At 49.1% G+C, this 15,444-nt stretch carries 15 protein-coding genes and 1 tRNA gene; 6 read left to right on the top strand and 10 right to left on the bottom strand.

Going from position 1 to position 15,444, the window contains the following annotated elements; all coding sequences use genetic code 11:
* Positions 1–315: 315 nt before the first annotated feature.
* Both IE094_RS04750 and IE094_RS04745 read right to left on the bottom strand, forming a co-directional pair.
* Positions 316–391: transfer RNA gene (locus tag IE094_RS04750), tRNA-Thr, on the bottom strand.
* A 68-nt stretch (positions 392–459) separates the two neighbouring features.
* Positions 460–1,938, bottom strand: a complete 1,479-nt coding sequence (locus IE094_RS04745; protein WP_229802039.1) for an ABC transporter permease — start codon at positions 1,936–1,938, stop codon at positions 460–462.
* Between IE094_RS04745 and IE094_RS15515 the strand changes: the two genes are divergently transcribed.
* Both IE094_RS15515 and IE094_RS04740 read left to right on the top strand, forming a co-directional pair.
* Complete coding sequence (locus IE094_RS15515) at positions 1,922–2,149, top strand: hypothetical protein (RefSeq protein WP_229802038.1); 228 nt, start codon at positions 1,922–1,924, stop codon at positions 2,147–2,149. The two genes, IE094_RS04745 and IE094_RS15515, sit on opposite strands and share 17 nt — an antisense overlap.
* Positions 2,150–2,182: 33 nt before the next feature.
* On the top strand, positions 2,183–3,106 hold the full coding sequence (locus tag IE094_RS04740) for a hypothetical protein (protein WP_229802035.1): 924 nt from the start codon (positions 2,183–2,185) through the stop codon (positions 3,104–3,106).
* A gap of 83 nt (positions 3,107–3,189) precedes the next feature.
* Here the strand turns inward: IE094_RS04740 and IE094_RS04735 are convergent, their stop codons facing one another.
* Complete coding sequence (locus tag IE094_RS04735; protein WP_189639377.1) at positions 3,190–3,444, bottom strand: DUF2312 domain-containing protein; 255 nt, start codon at positions 3,442–3,444, stop codon at positions 3,190–3,192.
* A gap of 115 nt (positions 3,445–3,559) precedes the next feature.
* Between IE094_RS04735 and IE094_RS04730 the strand changes: the two genes are divergently transcribed.
* Complete coding sequence (locus tag IE094_RS04730; protein WP_189639376.1) at positions 3,560–3,772, top strand: hypothetical protein; 213 nt, start codon at positions 3,560–3,562, stop codon at positions 3,770–3,772.
* Here IE094_RS04730 and IE094_RS04725 read toward each other — a convergent pair.
* Positions 3,764–4,753 (bottom strand): alpha/beta hydrolase, encoded by a 990-nt coding sequence (locus IE094_RS04725; RefSeq protein ID WP_189639375.1) that lies wholly within the window; start codon positions 4,751–4,753, stop codon positions 3,764–3,766. The genes IE094_RS04730 and IE094_RS04725 overlap by 9 nt on opposite strands.
* Positions 4,754–4,755: 2 nt before the next feature.
* Positions 4,756–5,517 carry an alpha/beta hydrolase gene (locus tag IE094_RS04720; RefSeq protein WP_189639459.1) on the bottom strand — a complete coding sequence of 254 codons (762 nt, stop codon included), beginning with the start codon at positions 5,515–5,517 and terminating at the stop codon, positions 4,756–4,758.
* A 161-nt stretch (positions 5,518–5,678) separates the two neighbouring features.
* Between IE094_RS04720 and thrS the strand changes: the two genes are divergently transcribed.
* Positions 5,679–7,625 carry a threonine--tRNA ligase gene (thrS, locus tag IE094_RS04715; protein ID WP_189639374.1) on the top strand — a complete coding sequence of 649 codons (1,947 nt, stop codon included), beginning with the start codon at positions 5,679–5,681 and terminating at the stop codon, positions 7,623–7,625.
* Positions 7,626–7,816: 191 nt separating this feature from the next.
* Positions 7,817–8,839 carry a Hint domain-containing protein gene (locus tag IE094_RS04710; RefSeq protein WP_189639373.1) on the top strand — a complete coding sequence of 341 codons (1,023 nt, stop codon included), beginning with the start codon at positions 7,817–7,819 and terminating at the stop codon, positions 8,837–8,839.
* Here the strand turns inward: IE094_RS04710 and IE094_RS04705 are convergent, their stop codons facing one another.
* Entirely contained in the window at positions 8,840–10,246 is a 1,407-nt protein-coding gene (locus IE094_RS04705; RefSeq protein ID WP_189639372.1) for an aminotransferase-like domain-containing protein, read from the bottom strand. It lies immediately after the preceding gene.
* 93 nt (positions 10,247–10,339) lie between these two features.
* On the opposite strand from IE094_RS04705, the gene IE094_RS04700 reads away from it, so the two are divergent.
* On the top strand, positions 10,340–10,573 hold the full coding sequence (locus tag IE094_RS04700; RefSeq protein ID WP_189639371.1) for a DUF1127 domain-containing protein: 234 nt from the start codon (positions 10,340–10,342) through the stop codon (positions 10,571–10,573).
* A 63-nt stretch (positions 10,574–10,636) separates the two neighbouring features.
* On the opposite strand, the gene IE094_RS04695 is transcribed toward IE094_RS04700, so the two are convergent.
* The 4 genes from IE094_RS04695 to IE094_RS04680 all read right to left on the bottom strand — a co-directional run bounded on the left by IE094_RS04695 (position 10,637) and on the right by IE094_RS04680 (position 15,427).
* Positions 10,637–13,057, bottom strand: a complete 2,421-nt coding sequence (locus IE094_RS04695; protein WP_189639370.1) for a GcvT family protein — start codon at positions 13,055–13,057, stop codon at positions 10,637–10,639.
* Positions 13,057–13,287 carry a hypothetical protein gene (locus IE094_RS04690; RefSeq protein ID WP_189639369.1) on the bottom strand — a complete coding sequence of 77 codons (231 nt, stop codon included), beginning with the start codon at positions 13,285–13,287 and terminating at the stop codon, positions 13,057–13,059. Before IE094_RS04690 ends, IE094_RS04695 begins: the two co-directional genes overlap by 1 nt.
* Before the next feature lie 2 nt (positions 13,288–13,289).
* Positions 13,290–14,447, bottom strand: a complete 1,158-nt coding sequence (locus IE094_RS04685; RefSeq protein WP_189639368.1) for an aromatic ring-hydroxylating oxygenase subunit alpha — start codon at positions 14,445–14,447, stop codon at positions 13,290–13,292.
* Between the two features lie 95 nt (positions 14,448–14,542).
* On the bottom strand, positions 14,543–15,427 hold the full coding sequence (locus IE094_RS04680; protein WP_189639367.1) for a LysR family transcriptional regulator: 885 nt from the start codon (positions 15,425–15,427) through the stop codon (positions 14,543–14,545).
* Positions 15,428–15,444: the final 17 nt, after the last annotated feature.

The following is a 15,444-nucleotide window of genomic DNA, read 5'->3' as shown; positions in this document are numbered from 1 at the left end:
TCCTTCATCGAACATTGCTAGAGCTGAAGCTTGGGCGAAGGGTCAATCATCATACGAAGCGCGAGATAGACCCTGTAGGCGCTGTTCTGGCACACTCAGACAACCCGGAGACGATCGTTGCGTGAACTGCGAAAAAAGATATCGCGATTCCACCAAAGCTGCACGTTTGGAGTAAGAACTAGATTAAGTGACCGAGCGTGGGCGCAACTCATTTCGGTGGATACCCAATTGCAAAAGTAATTGCAAAATGGCTCCGCCGCAGCGGCAGAGAGAGCGTAAGAGTACCCCTAACGATATGATTTTTAACATTTAAAGTGGTGCCCCCACACGGACTCGAACCGCGGACCTACTGATTACAAATCAGTTGCTCTACCAGCTGAGCTATAGGGGCACTGCGCGGGTATTTGGGGGATTTACGAGAAAGATGCAAGAGGAATTTTGCACTTTTTTCGCGTTTTTTCAATTTTGGCCTTTGCTCGCTTTGGCAAGGATGAAAACCGCAACTGTGCTTACCAATATAATCAGCAACGCAGCGACGGCTGCACCTTTGATATCTTCTAGTGAGGCAAAATCATAGACATGCGTCGCCAATGTATTGAAACCAAATGGACGCAACAATAGTGTTGCTGGTAGCTCCTTCACACTGTCAACGAAGACCAACAATATTGCTGTCAAAACGCTCGTTCTGAGCAACGGCGCGTGAACATAACGCAGCACCGCCGCTGGCCCATAGCCCAAGGAGCGCGCCGCCATGCCAAGATTGGGTGACACGCGGCCGAAACCTGCATCGATACTGCCATATGCAAGCGTAAAGAAGCGTACGCAATAGGCGAAAATAACGGCACCAGAAGTTCCCGTAATCAGCAACCCAACGTCAATGCCAAACAGCGTTTCCAAACTATCTGCAAGCCAGTGATCGAACCGCGCCATAACAATCAAGGTACCCAGCCCCAAAACCGCCCCAGGTGCCACATAACCAATGGAGGTCGCCGGTAACAACAATCGCGGCAATGCGGCGCGCGATAACCTGATGCCATAGATCAAAATCGTGGCACCGATCACCGTTATCAACGCCGCCATGCCCGCAACCCAAAGCGTGGTTAGCACAGCCGCCAAAACTTGAGGATCGTGCCACTGTTCGAAATTACCGATTGCATGATTCAGAATGATCAAGAATGGCATCAGGAAACCGATCAAAACGGGCACAGTACAGGTTATTAATGCTAAATATCGCGCGGTGCCAGTCAGTGCGACAGGGGACGGTTTCTTGTTGTTGTTCGCACCTTGATAAACGCGAATATTGCGCCGGCTAAACCGTTCCAACAATAACAAACCCAAGATCAAAACAAAAACAACACAGGCAATTTGTGCGGCTGCACCAACATTTGATCCTTCGAGCCATGCACTAAAAATACCGGTGGTCAGTGTTTGTACCGCGAAATATTCGACTGTGCCAAAATCATTCAATGTTTCCATCATAACAACCACGGTTCCCGCCACAATCGCAGGGCGTGCAAGTGGTAAACCGACCCGAAAAAAACTGGCCCATGGGCCGCACCCAAGGGCGCGTGAAACTTCAATCGCGTTGTTGGATTGTTCGCGATATGCGGCACGCGCCAATAGATATACATAAGGGTAGAGTGATGATGCGATAATGACGATCGCAACCATTCGCGAGCGCACCTCCGGAAACCAATAATCGCGCGCGCTGGACCAACCAAATATGTCGCGCAAGAAGGTTTGAAACGGCCCCGCATATTCCCAGAAATCAACAAATGCATATGCGCCAATATACGCGGGGATCGCCAGCGGCAACAACAGCGCCCACTCCAACACCCGTTTTGCGGGGAAATCTTTCATCACAACAAGCCATGCACAGGCCACGCCAACAGTGCCCGATATCAACGCAACACTCATCATCATGACAAAGCTGTTCATGAAATACCGTGGCAAAACCGTTGCCATCAAATGCGGCCAAATGTTCTCGCTCGGAAAAAAAGCGAGCCCAACAACGGCGCAAATTGGCAACAAAACTAGTGCAGCAATCACAAACGCTGAAACAGACCACACATCAGGTAGCCTATTTTTATTGGATCGTTTACGCATGTTTGTTAAATCAGTCATTGATCCGCGCTTAAACCAAAGCTAATTCAGTGTCCAGAATTGCAACTGCTTTGTGTTGATGGGAAAATTTGTGCAACTAAATATTTATCTTGGCGCATTTCGCACGGGCGGTCAGCATTTGTTTGCCATGGCGCGCGCAAATGAAGCAATGTTAAACGACCAAGGTATATTTTTGGTTCAAAGGGACGATTTCAACGCCGCATTTTCAGATGCAACCAAAAGCGCTGAACACGGAATTGATCGCGCCCAAATACAAGACAAATTGTTATCGACCCTCGCACAGGGACGCGATGCAAAAACATTGCTGTATTTTGATCCGCTGCTATCCGGCAACATCACCCGCCCTGTCGGTGCTGGATTGATATTTCCCCGCATCAAAAATTTCGCGCGTTCACTTGCGAGCGTGATTGACCACGACAAAATCAACCTTGCCATGTCGGTTCGTGAACCGTCTGCGTTTCTTGCCTCATGTTATGGACAGGCGTTGATCAATGCCCATGTCGTACCATTTGAAGACTACGTCAGCGATGTCAAACTGGATGTAATCCGCTGGTCAAATTGTCTCGAACGCCTCACAACACCTTTTTTCGATGAAACCACGCAAACCTACGGCGTCAAACCAATCATTTGGCGTATCGAAGATTATCCCTATATCTGGCGACAAGCATTGGGGGCAATTACGGGCGTTGAAAACCCACAGGATCTGGTGGGCACATCGACACCAAATAACGCAGGACTGTCCCTTTATGGCAGCCATCTGATGTATAAATACCTGCAAAAGCACGCACCCAAAGCACGCGGAGATTTCAAAAAAGTCCGCGAAGCATTCTTGGAGAAATATCCAAACGATGCGTCAAAACCAGACGATCCGTTTTGGAATGCGGATCAAATCAAAGAAATGCAATATGCGTATGATGATGACTGGTATTTTATCGAGCGTATGGAAAACGTTCAGGCACTTCGCCGACAAATCGTGACCTAACACATCTCCAAATGTTCAAAATATCCAAAATCTAAACATCTCGCGCACGCCCGTTGGGCGTGCACTATTTTGTAACTTGGCGCCTATAGGCCCAATGCCTCTTTGTACATTTCCAACACGGCTTCTTCTTCTGAACGCTCGGCGGGGTCTTTTTTGCGCAGCGCAATTAACTGGCGCAATGCTTTGGTGTCATATCCACGCGATTTCGCCTCTGCCATCACTTCTTTTTGCTGATCTGCGATGTCTTTTTTCTCAGCGTCCAAACGCTCGACACGTTCTACAAATGCGCGCAACTCATCTGCGGCCACGCGGTAACTATTTCCTAAATCATCGTTCATGTTATCACCTATGTATCAAACTCGCCCCGTGATTACCGAGCCGTAACCAGCGGGGCAAGAGCAACCTTGCCCCAAGGCACAGTTTTCGCTAACTGACGCCCAAAGGAGAATTCACATGAGCGCACTTACAATTGCAGGCATCGCACTGACCCTGATCGGGCTTGCTGGCCTGACCTATTGCATCGCAAAGGCTTACAAGGCGAAAAAACTTGGCCTTACGGGTGAAGAACTGACAAAACACCTACAGGGGTTGGTTGCCATCAACCTTGGTGCGTTTTTCTTATCTGCGATTGGCCTTGCCTTGGTGATATTCGGGATTTTATTTTAACCCCGAAATCCACTTTACCATCGCGGCTGTGGCGGGTTCATTCTGACTCGGGCTTAAGATATCGCCTGCGATCACATGGTTATATTCATCATCATCCGCGTTTAATGTTGGATTAATGACTTGCACCGCGCCCCCCCATTTTTCGCTAAGCTTGCGCGCGACAGCCGCGTTCACAACTGCATCGTCATCTGAAAAGTAAAACAGCGCAGGAATTGTCGTTTTCGCATAATCTTGATCACCGACAAAATCGATCAAACGCATCATCGGCACCACCGATTTAAGCGGATACGACGTTGTCCAATTTTCCGCCTGCCCCGGCTTTCGTGCCTCAAATGATCGGGTTTCACCTGCCACTATTGGCCCCCATTGGCGAAAAAACGGCAGATTGGCCAGACCGGCCGCTGCGCTGTGCACTGCGAAATTTGGGGATACAAAAATAATCCCTGCCAATTGATCCTGAAATTGGGCATCCGACAATGCCGCCGCGGCCAATGTGCCACCTGTTGATGTGCTCATAATCACCACACGTTCACCAATCGCGCGCGCAATAGACATGGCTTCGGCTAATTCATTAATCCAATCTTGCACCACCACATCACCCATCGCCGCGCCCGTACGACCATGCCCGGGCAGACGCGCGAAATAGAGGTTCGCCCCCAACTCTTTTGCCACCATATCTGGCACAGGACGAATTTCCGTCGCACTCGCCGAAAACCCGTGCAGATATACAATCGCGGTTTCGGTTTTTACACTTGCCGCGCCTGCCCAGATAATCTGTTTTTGCTGGTTTGGTTTGATGTCGCTAAATGCGGATTCTTGTGCGGCAAGATATGCATCGGCGTCGCTGGCCGTCACACCACCCGCTGGGTTTACGATTTGTGCCAAATCCACGTTGTCGCGTGGTCCAAAAACCAAAATGGCCGCCAGTGCTAACACCAACAGCAAAACCACACCAAAGGTGCGCATGATGAATCGATACATTGTTATTCCTCCCCAGAAATAGCCGCCGTGATCGAATGAATTGATTTGTGGATCAGACGTAAACATGTGTCATCAGAAAACCGATGATCGGCGCCCTTGATGAATTGTAGGCGAATATCATCGCCATTTGCATGTTCAAGCAAGCGTAACGCCACGTCCATCGAAACGTCTTCGTCCGCCGTGCCATGCAACAAACGCACAGGAAATGGCAGGTTAAGCGCATCGCGCAACACCAATTGATCGCGCCCATCTGTGATCAGCTTTTTCGTAATCGCATAAGGTTCGCCATAATCCGATGGCAGATAAATCACACCATTTGTTTCCAAATCCGCGCGTTGTGCATCATCCATGCCCGCCCACATGCTATCTTGGGTGAAATCAGGTGCGGCAGCGATGCCCACTAGGCCGGCCACTTGTTCGTGCATATGTTTGGCAACCAGCAACGAAATCCATCCGCCCATGGATGAGCCAACCAGAATTTGCGGCCCTGTCGTGAGGCTTGCAATGGTTTCCATCGCATCCGCCGCCCATTCACCAATACAGCCATCGGTAAATTCACCACTGGATTCACCATGTCCTGAATAATCAAAGCGCAAAAATGCGCGCCCGTTTTTACGTGCCCATTCTTCCAAATAAACCGCCTTGGTTCCGCCCATGTCGGATTTAAAACCACCCAAGAACACCACCGCCGGCCCGGCCCCGTCGGTTTTGTGATAGGCAATCTTGCGCCCTGTAGACGTTATTAAAAACTGTGTTTCTTGCATCATTTCGCCTCGATTATTTATTGATTTGCCTAAGGTTAAATCAGCACCTTTTTAAGCGCAATCAATTCCCATCCCACTTGACAAATCAACCGCATGTGCCAAAACACCACAAAACTTCAACCGAGCGTTTCGTAGGCGCTAAAACGAAAGGACCTGACCAGATGTCAGAGATTTCTATTACCCTTCCCGATGGCAATTCACGCAACTACCCCGCTGGTGTAACCGGCATGGATGTGGCCAAGGATATTTCCACATCTTTGGCGAAAAAGGCGATTAGCTGTTCTGTCAACGGTGAACATCGCGATTTATCACGCGTGATTGAATCAGACGCAGAATTCGCCATTCACACCATGCAAGACGATGCGCAAGCGTTGGAATTGATCCGCCACGATTGCGCCCATGTTATGGCCCGCGCAGTGCAAGAATTATGGCCTGATGTGAAGGTCACAATCGGCCCTGTTATCAACAACGGTTGGTATTACGATTTCGATCGCGCGGAGCCATTCACCCCCGAAGATTTGGCCACCATCGAAAAAAAGATGCGCGAAATCATCAACAAAAAGGACATGGTGCGCACCGAAACTTGGGATCGCGCGCGTGCGATCAAGTTTTACGAAGATAACAACGAACCCTACAAAGTTGAGCTGGTCAATATGATCCCAGAGGGCGAAGATTTGCGCATGTATTGGCATGGCGATTGGCAGGATCTATGCCGTGGCCCGCATTTGGTACATACCGCACAAATCCCCGGTGACAGTTTCAAATTGATGTCAGTTGCGGGTGCCTATTGGCGTGGGGATTCCAACAATGCGATGTTGCAACGCATCTATGGCGTGGCGTTTAAAAACAAAAATGACCTAAAGGCGCATTTGCATATGCTGGAACAGGCCGCATTGCGTGACCATCGCAAATTGGGCCGCGAAATGGATTTATTCCATATGCAAGAAGAAGCCCCCGGCCAAGTGTTCTGGCACCCAAATGGCTGGCGTATTTACACCACCTTGCAAGATTACATGCGCCGCAAACAAACCGCTGGCGGATATGTAGAGGTAAACACTCCCCAAGTTGTTGATCGTAAACTGTGGGAAGCATCCGGCCACTGGGAAAAATACCAAGAGAATATGTTTATTGTCGAAGTCGACGAAGATCACGCCCGCGAAAAGGCCGTGAATGCGTTGAAGCCAATGAACTGTCCTTGTCACGTTCAAATTTTCAACCAAGGTTTGAAATCATATCGCGATTTACCGTTGCGCATGGCCGAATTTGGGTCATGTAACCGATACGAACCATCGGGTGCGCTGCATGGTATTATGCGCGTGCGTGGGTTTACACAGGATGACGGGCATATTTTCTGTAGCGAAGATCAGATCGAAGAAGAAACCAAAGTTTACATCGAATTTCTGTCTGAAATTTACCGCGATCTTGGCTTTGAAAATTTCCGAGTGAAGTTTTCCGATCGCCCAGAAACCCGTTCAGGTTCGGACGAGGTTTGGGACAAAGCAGAACAGGCGTTGTTGTCCGCCACTCGCGCTGCAGGGATTGAACCTGAAATGAACCCTGGTGAGGGCGCGTTTTACGGCCCCAAATTGGAATTTGTTTTAACGGATGCCATTGGGCGTGATTGGCAATGCGGCACACATCAGGTTGATTTTGTTCTGCCTGAACGACTGGATGCATCATATATTGGGCAAGATGGTGCAAAACATCGCCCAGTAATGTTGCACCGCGCCACACTTGGCAGCTTTGAACGTTTCATCGGTATTTTAATCGAAAGCCATGCAGGTAAATTGCCATTCTGGTTGGCACCGCGTCAGGTGGTGGTTGCATCCATTGTATCAGATGCAAATGATTACGCTCAAAAGGTGGTAGATGACTTGCGCGCCTCAGGTGTGCGCGCCGAAACCGATGTGCGTAACGAAAAAATCAATTACAAAGTGCGTGAACATTCATTGGCCAAGGTTCCAGTGATCCTTGCCGTTGGCATGAAAGAGGTTGAACAAGGTAGCGTATCCGTACGCCGTTTGGGTCAAAAACAAACCAGTGTTGATGCCTTTGAAACCGTAAAATTGGGCTTAGCCAAGGAAGCCATCGCCCCCGATTTGGCGTAATCAAACAATAAAAATTAGATTTTCCGCCAAAGTCGATTTTTTCGATTTTGGCGGTTTTTTCATTAAAACTTATCGATTTCGGCGATTTTCCATCAAAAAGAACTCAAAACGCGGCGTAAAGCTCGTAATTTGTTAATTTATTCTCTATGTATTCATTGCAGAAGAACGATTAACTTCAACGGTGCATAACGATGGCAACATATACGATCACAGGGTACGATCTGTCTGACTTTACGGGCACGATCGCCACAGATAACACTACCACACCAGATAATGGTATCGGTACATCCACCACATATAATGGTGACGGTAGTAGCATTGATGTGATCGTCGAAGATGACGATCTTGATCTGGAAGATGCATATCTGGAAACGGGCAACCTGCAAGAATTGGCACAAGCGGTTACGTTGAACGGCACCACCTATAATGTTGGGGCGTCGATCGAATTGGAATACACGCTTACGACCGACGATGTTCCGCCCATCACATTTTATATTATCCGATTTGGAACTGGCACAAGTAACAGCGGTGATAACTCAATGATTATCACCAGTGAACCGCTGACACCCGGGCAAACATATAATTTTGTCGCGGGGGATGACGGGCAATCTGTTCCGTATGAAACGATTTGTTTTGCACAGGATACACGGATTAAAACACCAAATGGTGGGCGTCTGGTGCAAGATTTGAAAAAGGGGCAATCGGTTATCAACATTGATGGCGACGCCTGTGAAATCACTTGGATCAATTCACGTAAAATCACGCCCACGGAAATGGCGTTAAAACCGCGCCTGCGCCCTGTGCGTATTCGCAAAGATGCATTGGGTGATGGACGCCCAAAACAGGATTTGATTGTATCCCAACAACACCGCATTTATTTGCGCGATTGGCGCGCGCAAACGCATCTGGGGACGGATGGATATTTGGTACCTGCAAAGGCATTGATAAACGATACGACAATTACACTGGAACCCGCTGATCAGGGCGTCGAATATTTCCATTTTATGTGTGATGAACATCAAATTATCATGTCCAACGGACAACCAAGCGAGAGCTTTTTACCCGGGAAACAAGCGTTAAATACGCTTGAAAAATGCGGCCATGATGAGTTGTTGGAATTGTTTCCAGAACTAACCGATCTTAACAATCCCCAAGCGCGCGCGGCAACCACCTGTATTTCACCCGCGGAATACGCAGCGCTGCATAAATCGTAGTTAGCTGCCCATGCTGACAGGTGGGTTTGCCAGCAATTCATTTACCACCCCCAATGCATCACAATAGGTTTGCATTGGCAGATTGCTGTTCACAGCAATGCGCACACCGTTTGGGACAGGCATATTTTGCAGCGCAAATTCATCTGCTGCGCGCACAATAATATTTTCCCGCTCGCACGCCGCCGCAAAGGATGACCCACGCCACCCAGACGGCAAAGATAGCCAGATAAACGGCACATCTTTGCGCCACGAAATACCCCACTGCCCCAGAATATTTACCGTTTGCTGCACATTTTTTTGCACCAAATTCAAAACCGCACCCCGTACGGCAGCAGCATCACCAGACACAAACAATTCGCGCACGATATCGACAACAGCACGAGACACACCAAAGCTATAACTCTGCATCAAGCGTTTCGCATGATCGAAATACGCATCGGGGCATAACAAGTATCCAAACCGCACGCCTGATGAAATTGATTTTGAAATTGACGACAAATACCAGCCGCGTTCGGGGCAGATTTGCGAAAAACTTGGCACATCATTTGCGCCAATGCCCCAACAATCATCTTCGACAATTTGCACATCGTATTTGCGAGCAATTTCTGCGATTTGCAATCGCCGTTCGAGTGGCATTTTACCCGTGGTCGGGTTCAGCACATTGGCCGAAGTAAACAGCGCCTTGATCTGATTTTTGCGACAAGCGCGCGCCAAAGCATCTGGAATGATGCCATCAGCATCGGTTTCAATGCCAACCAATTTCCCGCGCTGTGCTTGAACTGCAAAACGAATACCAGGATAAGTTAGCGCATCAATCGCAATAGCGCCCGTTTCCATATTGAGTATCGTCGCCACCGCCAACGATACCGCATTTTGGCCACCGTTGGTGACAATTAATCTGTCTGGTCTGGTATATACGCCCGCATATTTCATCCAATCACACAGCGGTTCATAGATATCCGATACATATTGTTGATCGGGATAAAAAATGTACTGATCGGCCTTCGTCTCCGCCACCTTGATCATTGCACGGCGTATTGCAGCGCTCTGTCCTACATTCGTGGTGTTGGTGTTGCGCAGGTTGACCTGCCCGTTCACTGGCAACGGATATATATCGTCCATCGTTGATTGCATGTAATGTTCAGCACCCTGTGAAGGGGCGGGTTCAGAAACGAAAGTGCCGCGCCCAACTTGGGCAGTAAGCACACCTGATTTGATACCCTCTTGATAGGCCCGCGCAACGGTCCCTGGCGTTACGCCAAGCTTCCATGCCAAATCCCGCACTGGTGGCAACTTATCACCCGGGTTTAGTTCGCCCATGTCGATGTCATTTTGCAACGCATTCAACAGTGATTTATATTTTGGACGGTCCGTTGAAAGCGCCCTTGGCGCCCAAATTGTATCCATTACAATGTTTTCCTAGCCATACAATGCAAATCTTTGTATCTATAAATACAGATACAATACAAATTGTATTGATACAATAGGAAAGTTAGGACAATGGCACATTCACAAACCAAGACCGCATATTTCGCACATGATCTGGCAACACGCACAACGCTTCCTGCGCTTGCGACACTGGCGATCAATATTGCACATGTGATTGTCGTTTGGAATGACCGTGCCAAGGGACGAAAGGTGTTGCGCAATATGTCACCTGAACAGCTTGCAGATATCGGCATCACATCCGCGCAAGCGGGACAAGAATGCCAGAAACGTTTCTGGCATTCTTAATCGAATACTATTGTTGCAGGTTGCAATAATAGGCGCGCGCTTTTGCTCCCCTTGGCGCGCGCATCAACTTCGCAGTTTTTCCCCTGATGGGTCAAACGATGGTTCATCCAACAGTGCTGCACGATGTGGCTGTCCCAAAATCGCAACGTCAAATTGTGCACTAGAAACCACATGTTCAGCTTTGATAAAACAAAGCGCGAGCGATTTTTCAACGGTATAGCCATAAGCACCCGAACTAACCCGACCAACGGGTGTACCATCGGGTAAAAACACGGGCTCGCCCCCCGATGCATCGGCATTTGTCACGGCTACATCCAACATCACCAGTTTTTCACGGGCTGGTTTTTGTGCCAATGCGGCATAGGCCGATTTGCCCAAAAACTCTGGTTTGTCCATTTTGATTAACCGATCAAGCCCAACTTCTTGGGGCCAGTATTCGGGGCTGTATTCGCGCCCCCATGAACCGTACCCTTTTTCAATACGCAAACTGCCCAAGGCACGCCCCCCCACAGGGCGCACACCCAGATCAACGCCCGTATCCAACAGCGCAGTATAAAGCGCGAGTTGATCCTCGGTTTTAACGTAAAGCTCCCAACCCAGATCACCCGTGAATGACACGCGAATGGCAATCGCATCCAACCCCGCAATGGAAATTTGGCGCGAGCGCATAAATTTCCAATCGTCATTGGACAAGTTTTCTTGGGTCAATCGCGACAACAGTTCGCGTGATTTAGGCCCTGCAATGTTAAACCCACAATAATCATCTGTGCGGCTATTGAATGTAACACCATTGGGGCGCGGTATTTCATTGAAATATCTTTGGTGGTAACGTTCTGCCATACCCGAGCCAACCATCCAAAAATGATCATTCCCCAACATCGTAATGGTGAAATCACCCGCAATCCCACCGCGTACTCCGATCAGTGGTGTCAGGCAAGATCGCCCGATTTGGGTTGGCACATTATTGGCCACGATACGGTTCAACCAATCACGCGCGCCTGCGCCTTGTATTTCGTATTTAGCAAAATTAGAAATATCAATCACGCCAACGCCATTGCGCAAGGCGCGACATTCATCACCCACAGGTTCAAACCAATCCTGGCGATCAAATCCGTAATCTTCGCGCCCATCAACACCCGCCCCCGCAAACCAAAGCGGGTGTTCCCAGCCATAATTCAACCCAAACACAGCACCCAGTGATTTTTGTTTTTCGTAAACTGGTCGCATTCGCATCGGGCGGCCCGCTGCGCGTTCCTCGTAGGGGAAATGAATCTTGAAACGGTTGGCATATTGATCGGCAACCCGCGCACGCGTGAAACCCTTGTCCGCCCAACTACCAAAACGCGCGACATCCCATGGGAACATGTCAAATTCTGGCTCGCCCTCGACAATCCATTGCGCGGTCATCAAGCCCAAACCACCCGATTGGCTAAACCCTGGGATAATGCCGTTGCAACAAAAATATCCCTTTTTCTCAGGCACGGGACCATAGAGCGCGGCGCTGTCAGGTGACCAAATCATCGGGCCGTTGATCACACGTTTTACCCCCACCTCGGCGGCGGCGGGCACGCGATCCATTGCGCGCATGATATTATCCATGATCCTATCCAAATCATCGGCAAATAATTCATGACCAAATCCCGCGGGCGTACCATTTTCGGCCCAGAATCGCATATCTTTTTCGTATGCGCCGATCAGCAATCCGTTGCCCTCTTGGCGCATGTAATATTCACCATCGCGATCTGCGACCGATGGCAATCGGCACGACATGGCGGCGATTTCTGGGATGGTTTCGGTGACCAAATATTGGTGTTCCGTTGGTTGTAATGGCAAATTGATCCCCGCCATTGCGGCGACCTCGCGCCCCCATAACCCCGCAACATTCACAACCCACGGCGTGTGTATCGAACCCTTGGGCGTTTCCACATCCCATGTCCCATCACCACGTTGCGTCGTGGCGGTTACGGGGGTGAACCGATGAATTTCAGCACCCATATTGCGCGCACCCGTGGCATATGCTTGGGTAACACCGCTTGGATCGACATTGCCACCATCCGGTTCGAACATCACACACCGCACACCATCAAAATTCACCAGTGGATTTTTTTGCCGCGCTTCATCAATGGACAGTTCGTAAAAATCCGCGTTGAAGTATCGCGCCTTGGCGGCCTGAATACGCAACTGATGTTCGCGTTGTTCGGTTTGCGCCAGATAGAGCGAGCCCGGTTGAAAAACGCCACATCCCTGACCTGTTTCCAGTTCCAGCTCTTTATACAGATTCATCGTGTAATATTGCAGCTTGGATATATTATTATTGTCATGCAGCCCATGCAGATTGGCCGCCGCGTGCCATGTCGACCCAGATGTGAGCTCATCGCGTTCCAACAAAACCACGTCGGTCCAACCCAATTTCGCCAAATGATACAGAATGGAGCATCCAACCAAACCACCGCCAATCACCACCGCCTGTGCATGTGTACGCATTATTCTTCTCTTCCGTATTTTTTTAAAATCGTATGAATATCGTCAAGCTCTGCACAATTGGATTCCAGCGCAAAAACATAGGCATGGGTAAAATAAAAACAGGCCGTATCAATCTTGCCTGCATCCAACGCATCATCGCCTGCTTGTTTATAAATATGCGCAATTTTTGCACCATCTTTGGTGGCATGTGCGGCCAATAGTTCAGTGTTCAACGCCACAAGATCAACCACGCCTAGGCTCGATTTTCGCGATGATTATCGACCTGTGTCGCCACCCATTCGTGGAACAAATGCGTGGGGCCATCCATTGCAGGTGCGAATTTACCACCATCGAAAAACCGTCCGTGGCGTCCTTTCTGCATCCCTTCGACGACAAAGATGTCTTCTTCGAACACCTCTTGCCAGAACGTCGCATTTGTGGCGCGCAGATCGGCATATTCATCCTCGATACATTCGGGTTGTGCGTAATAAATCGACACATGTTCAACGGTACGTTCAAGGCTGATCGGTTCCAGTATGATCGCATAGGTATGATCGCGATGAACGCCAAACAGAACGTTTGGGAAAAACGAAATATATTCCGATCCAGTATCCCATTTCGCCGACAGATCATTGAAATCTTGGAAACAACGCCCAGTTTCATCTTTCAACTGTGTATAGACAACCGAGCCTTGCCCCGAGAATTTTTGACGCTCTTCCAGATGATAGTGGTCTTCTAGCTTTGAAACCACGTTCAAACCGGGGTGAACCCACGGCAAATGATAGCTCTCGCAATAATTTTCGACGGCCAATTTCCAATTGCTATTCACGGTGAGGTTAAAACAGCTATCGTCGCCTGCGCTATAAATCGGTTTGTCAAATTCACGCCAGCGCTCCAGCATAGCGGCATTGGCAATTTCAAACGGCTGTGCATCACCAGATATATTCACAAAAACCACATCCATATACACATATGATGGAATTTCGATCAAACCCAATTCGTCACGTTTAATATTTTCGTGCAAGTTCTGCCCCGGCCCGCCCACATGTGGCGTGGAACGCAAGCGCCCATCAAGCGCATAACACCACGAATGATACGGACAGCGTATCGTGCCGCGAATGTTGGATTTTTCCGAAATCAAAATCATACCACGATGCCGACAGGTGTTTTGATACACGCGCACATTCCCCGAATGATCGCGCACAATTAACAGTGGCATCTCCAGAAAATCGACTGGATTTGTGTCGCCCTCGTTTGGAACATCTTTGCCAAACCCGATGGCAGACCAATTCGCAAACAAGACCGCGTCGCGCTCTTCTTCGAATACGGTTTGGTTAATGTAATGTTCATTTGGCAGCCCGCGTGCAAGGTTCACGGGTTTTTTTACAGCGGACAAATCCGAAACGGTCATGGGTGTATCCTTTGCAATCAGGTGATATCACCCATTTAGCGCGTCATTCTAAATCCTCACAAACGAGTTTTTTACATGAAATAGCTGAAATTAATTCAATCAATATCATTTATAAGCCACTGACGCACCAAGGCCGTTTGCGCATTATTTTCGATACCGGCGTGGATCAAGTAAAACCGTCCCGGTGCGGCGCTGCGATAACGGCCAAGCACGATCAATTCACCAGCATCCAACAATGGCGCCACTAAACGTTGCCAGCCCAACACAACCCCTTGTCCATCCTTGGCCAACTGCAACGCGATGGTATAATTATTCACACGATGGCGCGTGGACAGTTCTCCGTTGTAATTCAATGCATCAAACCAGTTTTGCCAACTGGTCCAATTGGTTTCTTTGGCATCCAGATGGATCAACGGCAATGCTGCGATATCACCCAATTCTGACGCACCAGAGCGATCAAAATCGGGGGCGCAAAGCGGTATCAACACATCATCGAACAGCACATCGTGGGGTTCATCGGGTGCTGATATTCGATATTCTATGACCAAATCGAGTAAAACTGGGCGAACGAATGGTCGATCGCGCACATGTTGATTGATGGTAATTTCACCATGGTCACGCCAAAATCTGCTGATCCGCGGCGTCAGCCATAGTGACGATACGGCGGTCGTGGCACCGATTGTGACACTGTTAGGGTCAACACGCGATTGAATCGATTTAATCGCGCGCGAAATATCGAAAAACCCACGCGATAAAGCATCCTTTAGCACCCATCCTTCTGGGGTGAGTTCAACCGCGCGGTGGCTTCGGATGAATAGCTGAACACCCAATTCTTGCTCCAATGCTTTCACCTGATGGCTGACGGCGCCGGGTGTGACGAATAATTCGGCGGCGGCATCTTTGATCGAACCACACCGCGCGGCGCACTCAAAACTTTTGAGCATTTTCAGCGATGGCAAGCCATATGGGTTTCGAGACATGTGAAAACCAAGTTAAG

It is taken from the genome of Paramylibacter ulvae, assembly GCF_014652655.1.
Taxonomy (GTDB): Bacteria; Pseudomonadota; Alphaproteobacteria; order Rhodobacterales; family Rhodobacteraceae; genus Amylibacter; species Amylibacter ulvae.
Note: the sequence above shows the minus strand (reverse complement) of the source record. Positions and strands in the feature narration are given on the sequence as shown.

Excerpts from the sequence above, each read along its gene's own strand:
- IE094_RS04735 (WP_189639377.1), bottom strand. The coding sequence starts at position 3,444 with ATGAACGATGATTTAGGAAATAGTTACCGCGTGGCCGCAGATGAGTTG.
- IE094_RS04705 (WP_189639372.1), bottom strand. The coding sequence starts at position 10,246 with ATGGATACAATTTGGGCGCCAAGGGCGCTTTCAACGGACCGTCCAAAA.
- IE094_RS04685 (WP_189639368.1), bottom strand. The coding sequence starts at position 14,447 with ATGACCGTTTCGGATTTGTCCGCTGTAAAAAAACCCGTGAACCTTGCA.
- IE094_RS04680 (WP_189639367.1), bottom strand. The coding sequence starts at position 15,427 with ATGTCTCGAAACCCATATGGCTTGCCATCGCTGAAAATGCTCAAAAGT.
- IE094_RS04725 (WP_189639375.1), bottom strand. The coding sequence starts at position 4,753 with ATGTATCGATTCATCATGCGCACCTTTGGTGTGGTTTTGCTGTTGGTG.
- IE094_RS04745 (WP_229802039.1), bottom strand. The coding sequence starts at position 1,938 with ATGAACAGCTTTGTCATGATGATGAGTGTTGCGTTGATATCGGGCACT.
- IE094_RS04695 (WP_189639370.1), bottom strand. The coding sequence starts at position 13,057 with ATGCGTACACATGCACAGGCGGTGGTGATTGGCGGTGGTTTGGTTGGA.
- thrS (WP_189639374.1), top strand. The coding sequence starts at position 5,679 with ATGTCAGAGATTTCTATTACCCTTCCCGATGGCAATTCACGCAACTAC.
- IE094_RS04720 (WP_189639459.1), bottom strand. The coding sequence starts at position 5,517 with ATGCAAGAAACACAGTTTTTAATAACGTCTACAGGGCGCAAGATTGCC.
- IE094_RS04730 (WP_189639376.1), top strand. The coding sequence starts at position 3,560 with ATGAGCGCACTTACAATTGCAGGCATCGCACTGACCCTGATCGGGCTT.
- IE094_RS04740 (WP_229802035.1), top strand. The coding sequence starts at position 2,183 with ATGGGAAAATTTGTGCAACTAAATATTTATCTTGGCGCATTTCGCACG.
- IE094_RS04700 (WP_189639371.1), top strand. The coding sequence starts at position 10,340 with ATGGCACATTCACAAACCAAGACCGCATATTTCGCACATGATCTGGCA.
- IE094_RS04710 (WP_189639373.1), top strand. The coding sequence starts at position 7,817 with ATGGCAACATATACGATCACAGGGTACGATCTGTCTGACTTTACGGGC.
- IE094_RS15515 (WP_229802038.1), top strand. The coding sequence starts at position 1,922 with ATGACAAAGCTGTTCATGAAATACCGTGGCAAAACCGTTGCCATCAAA.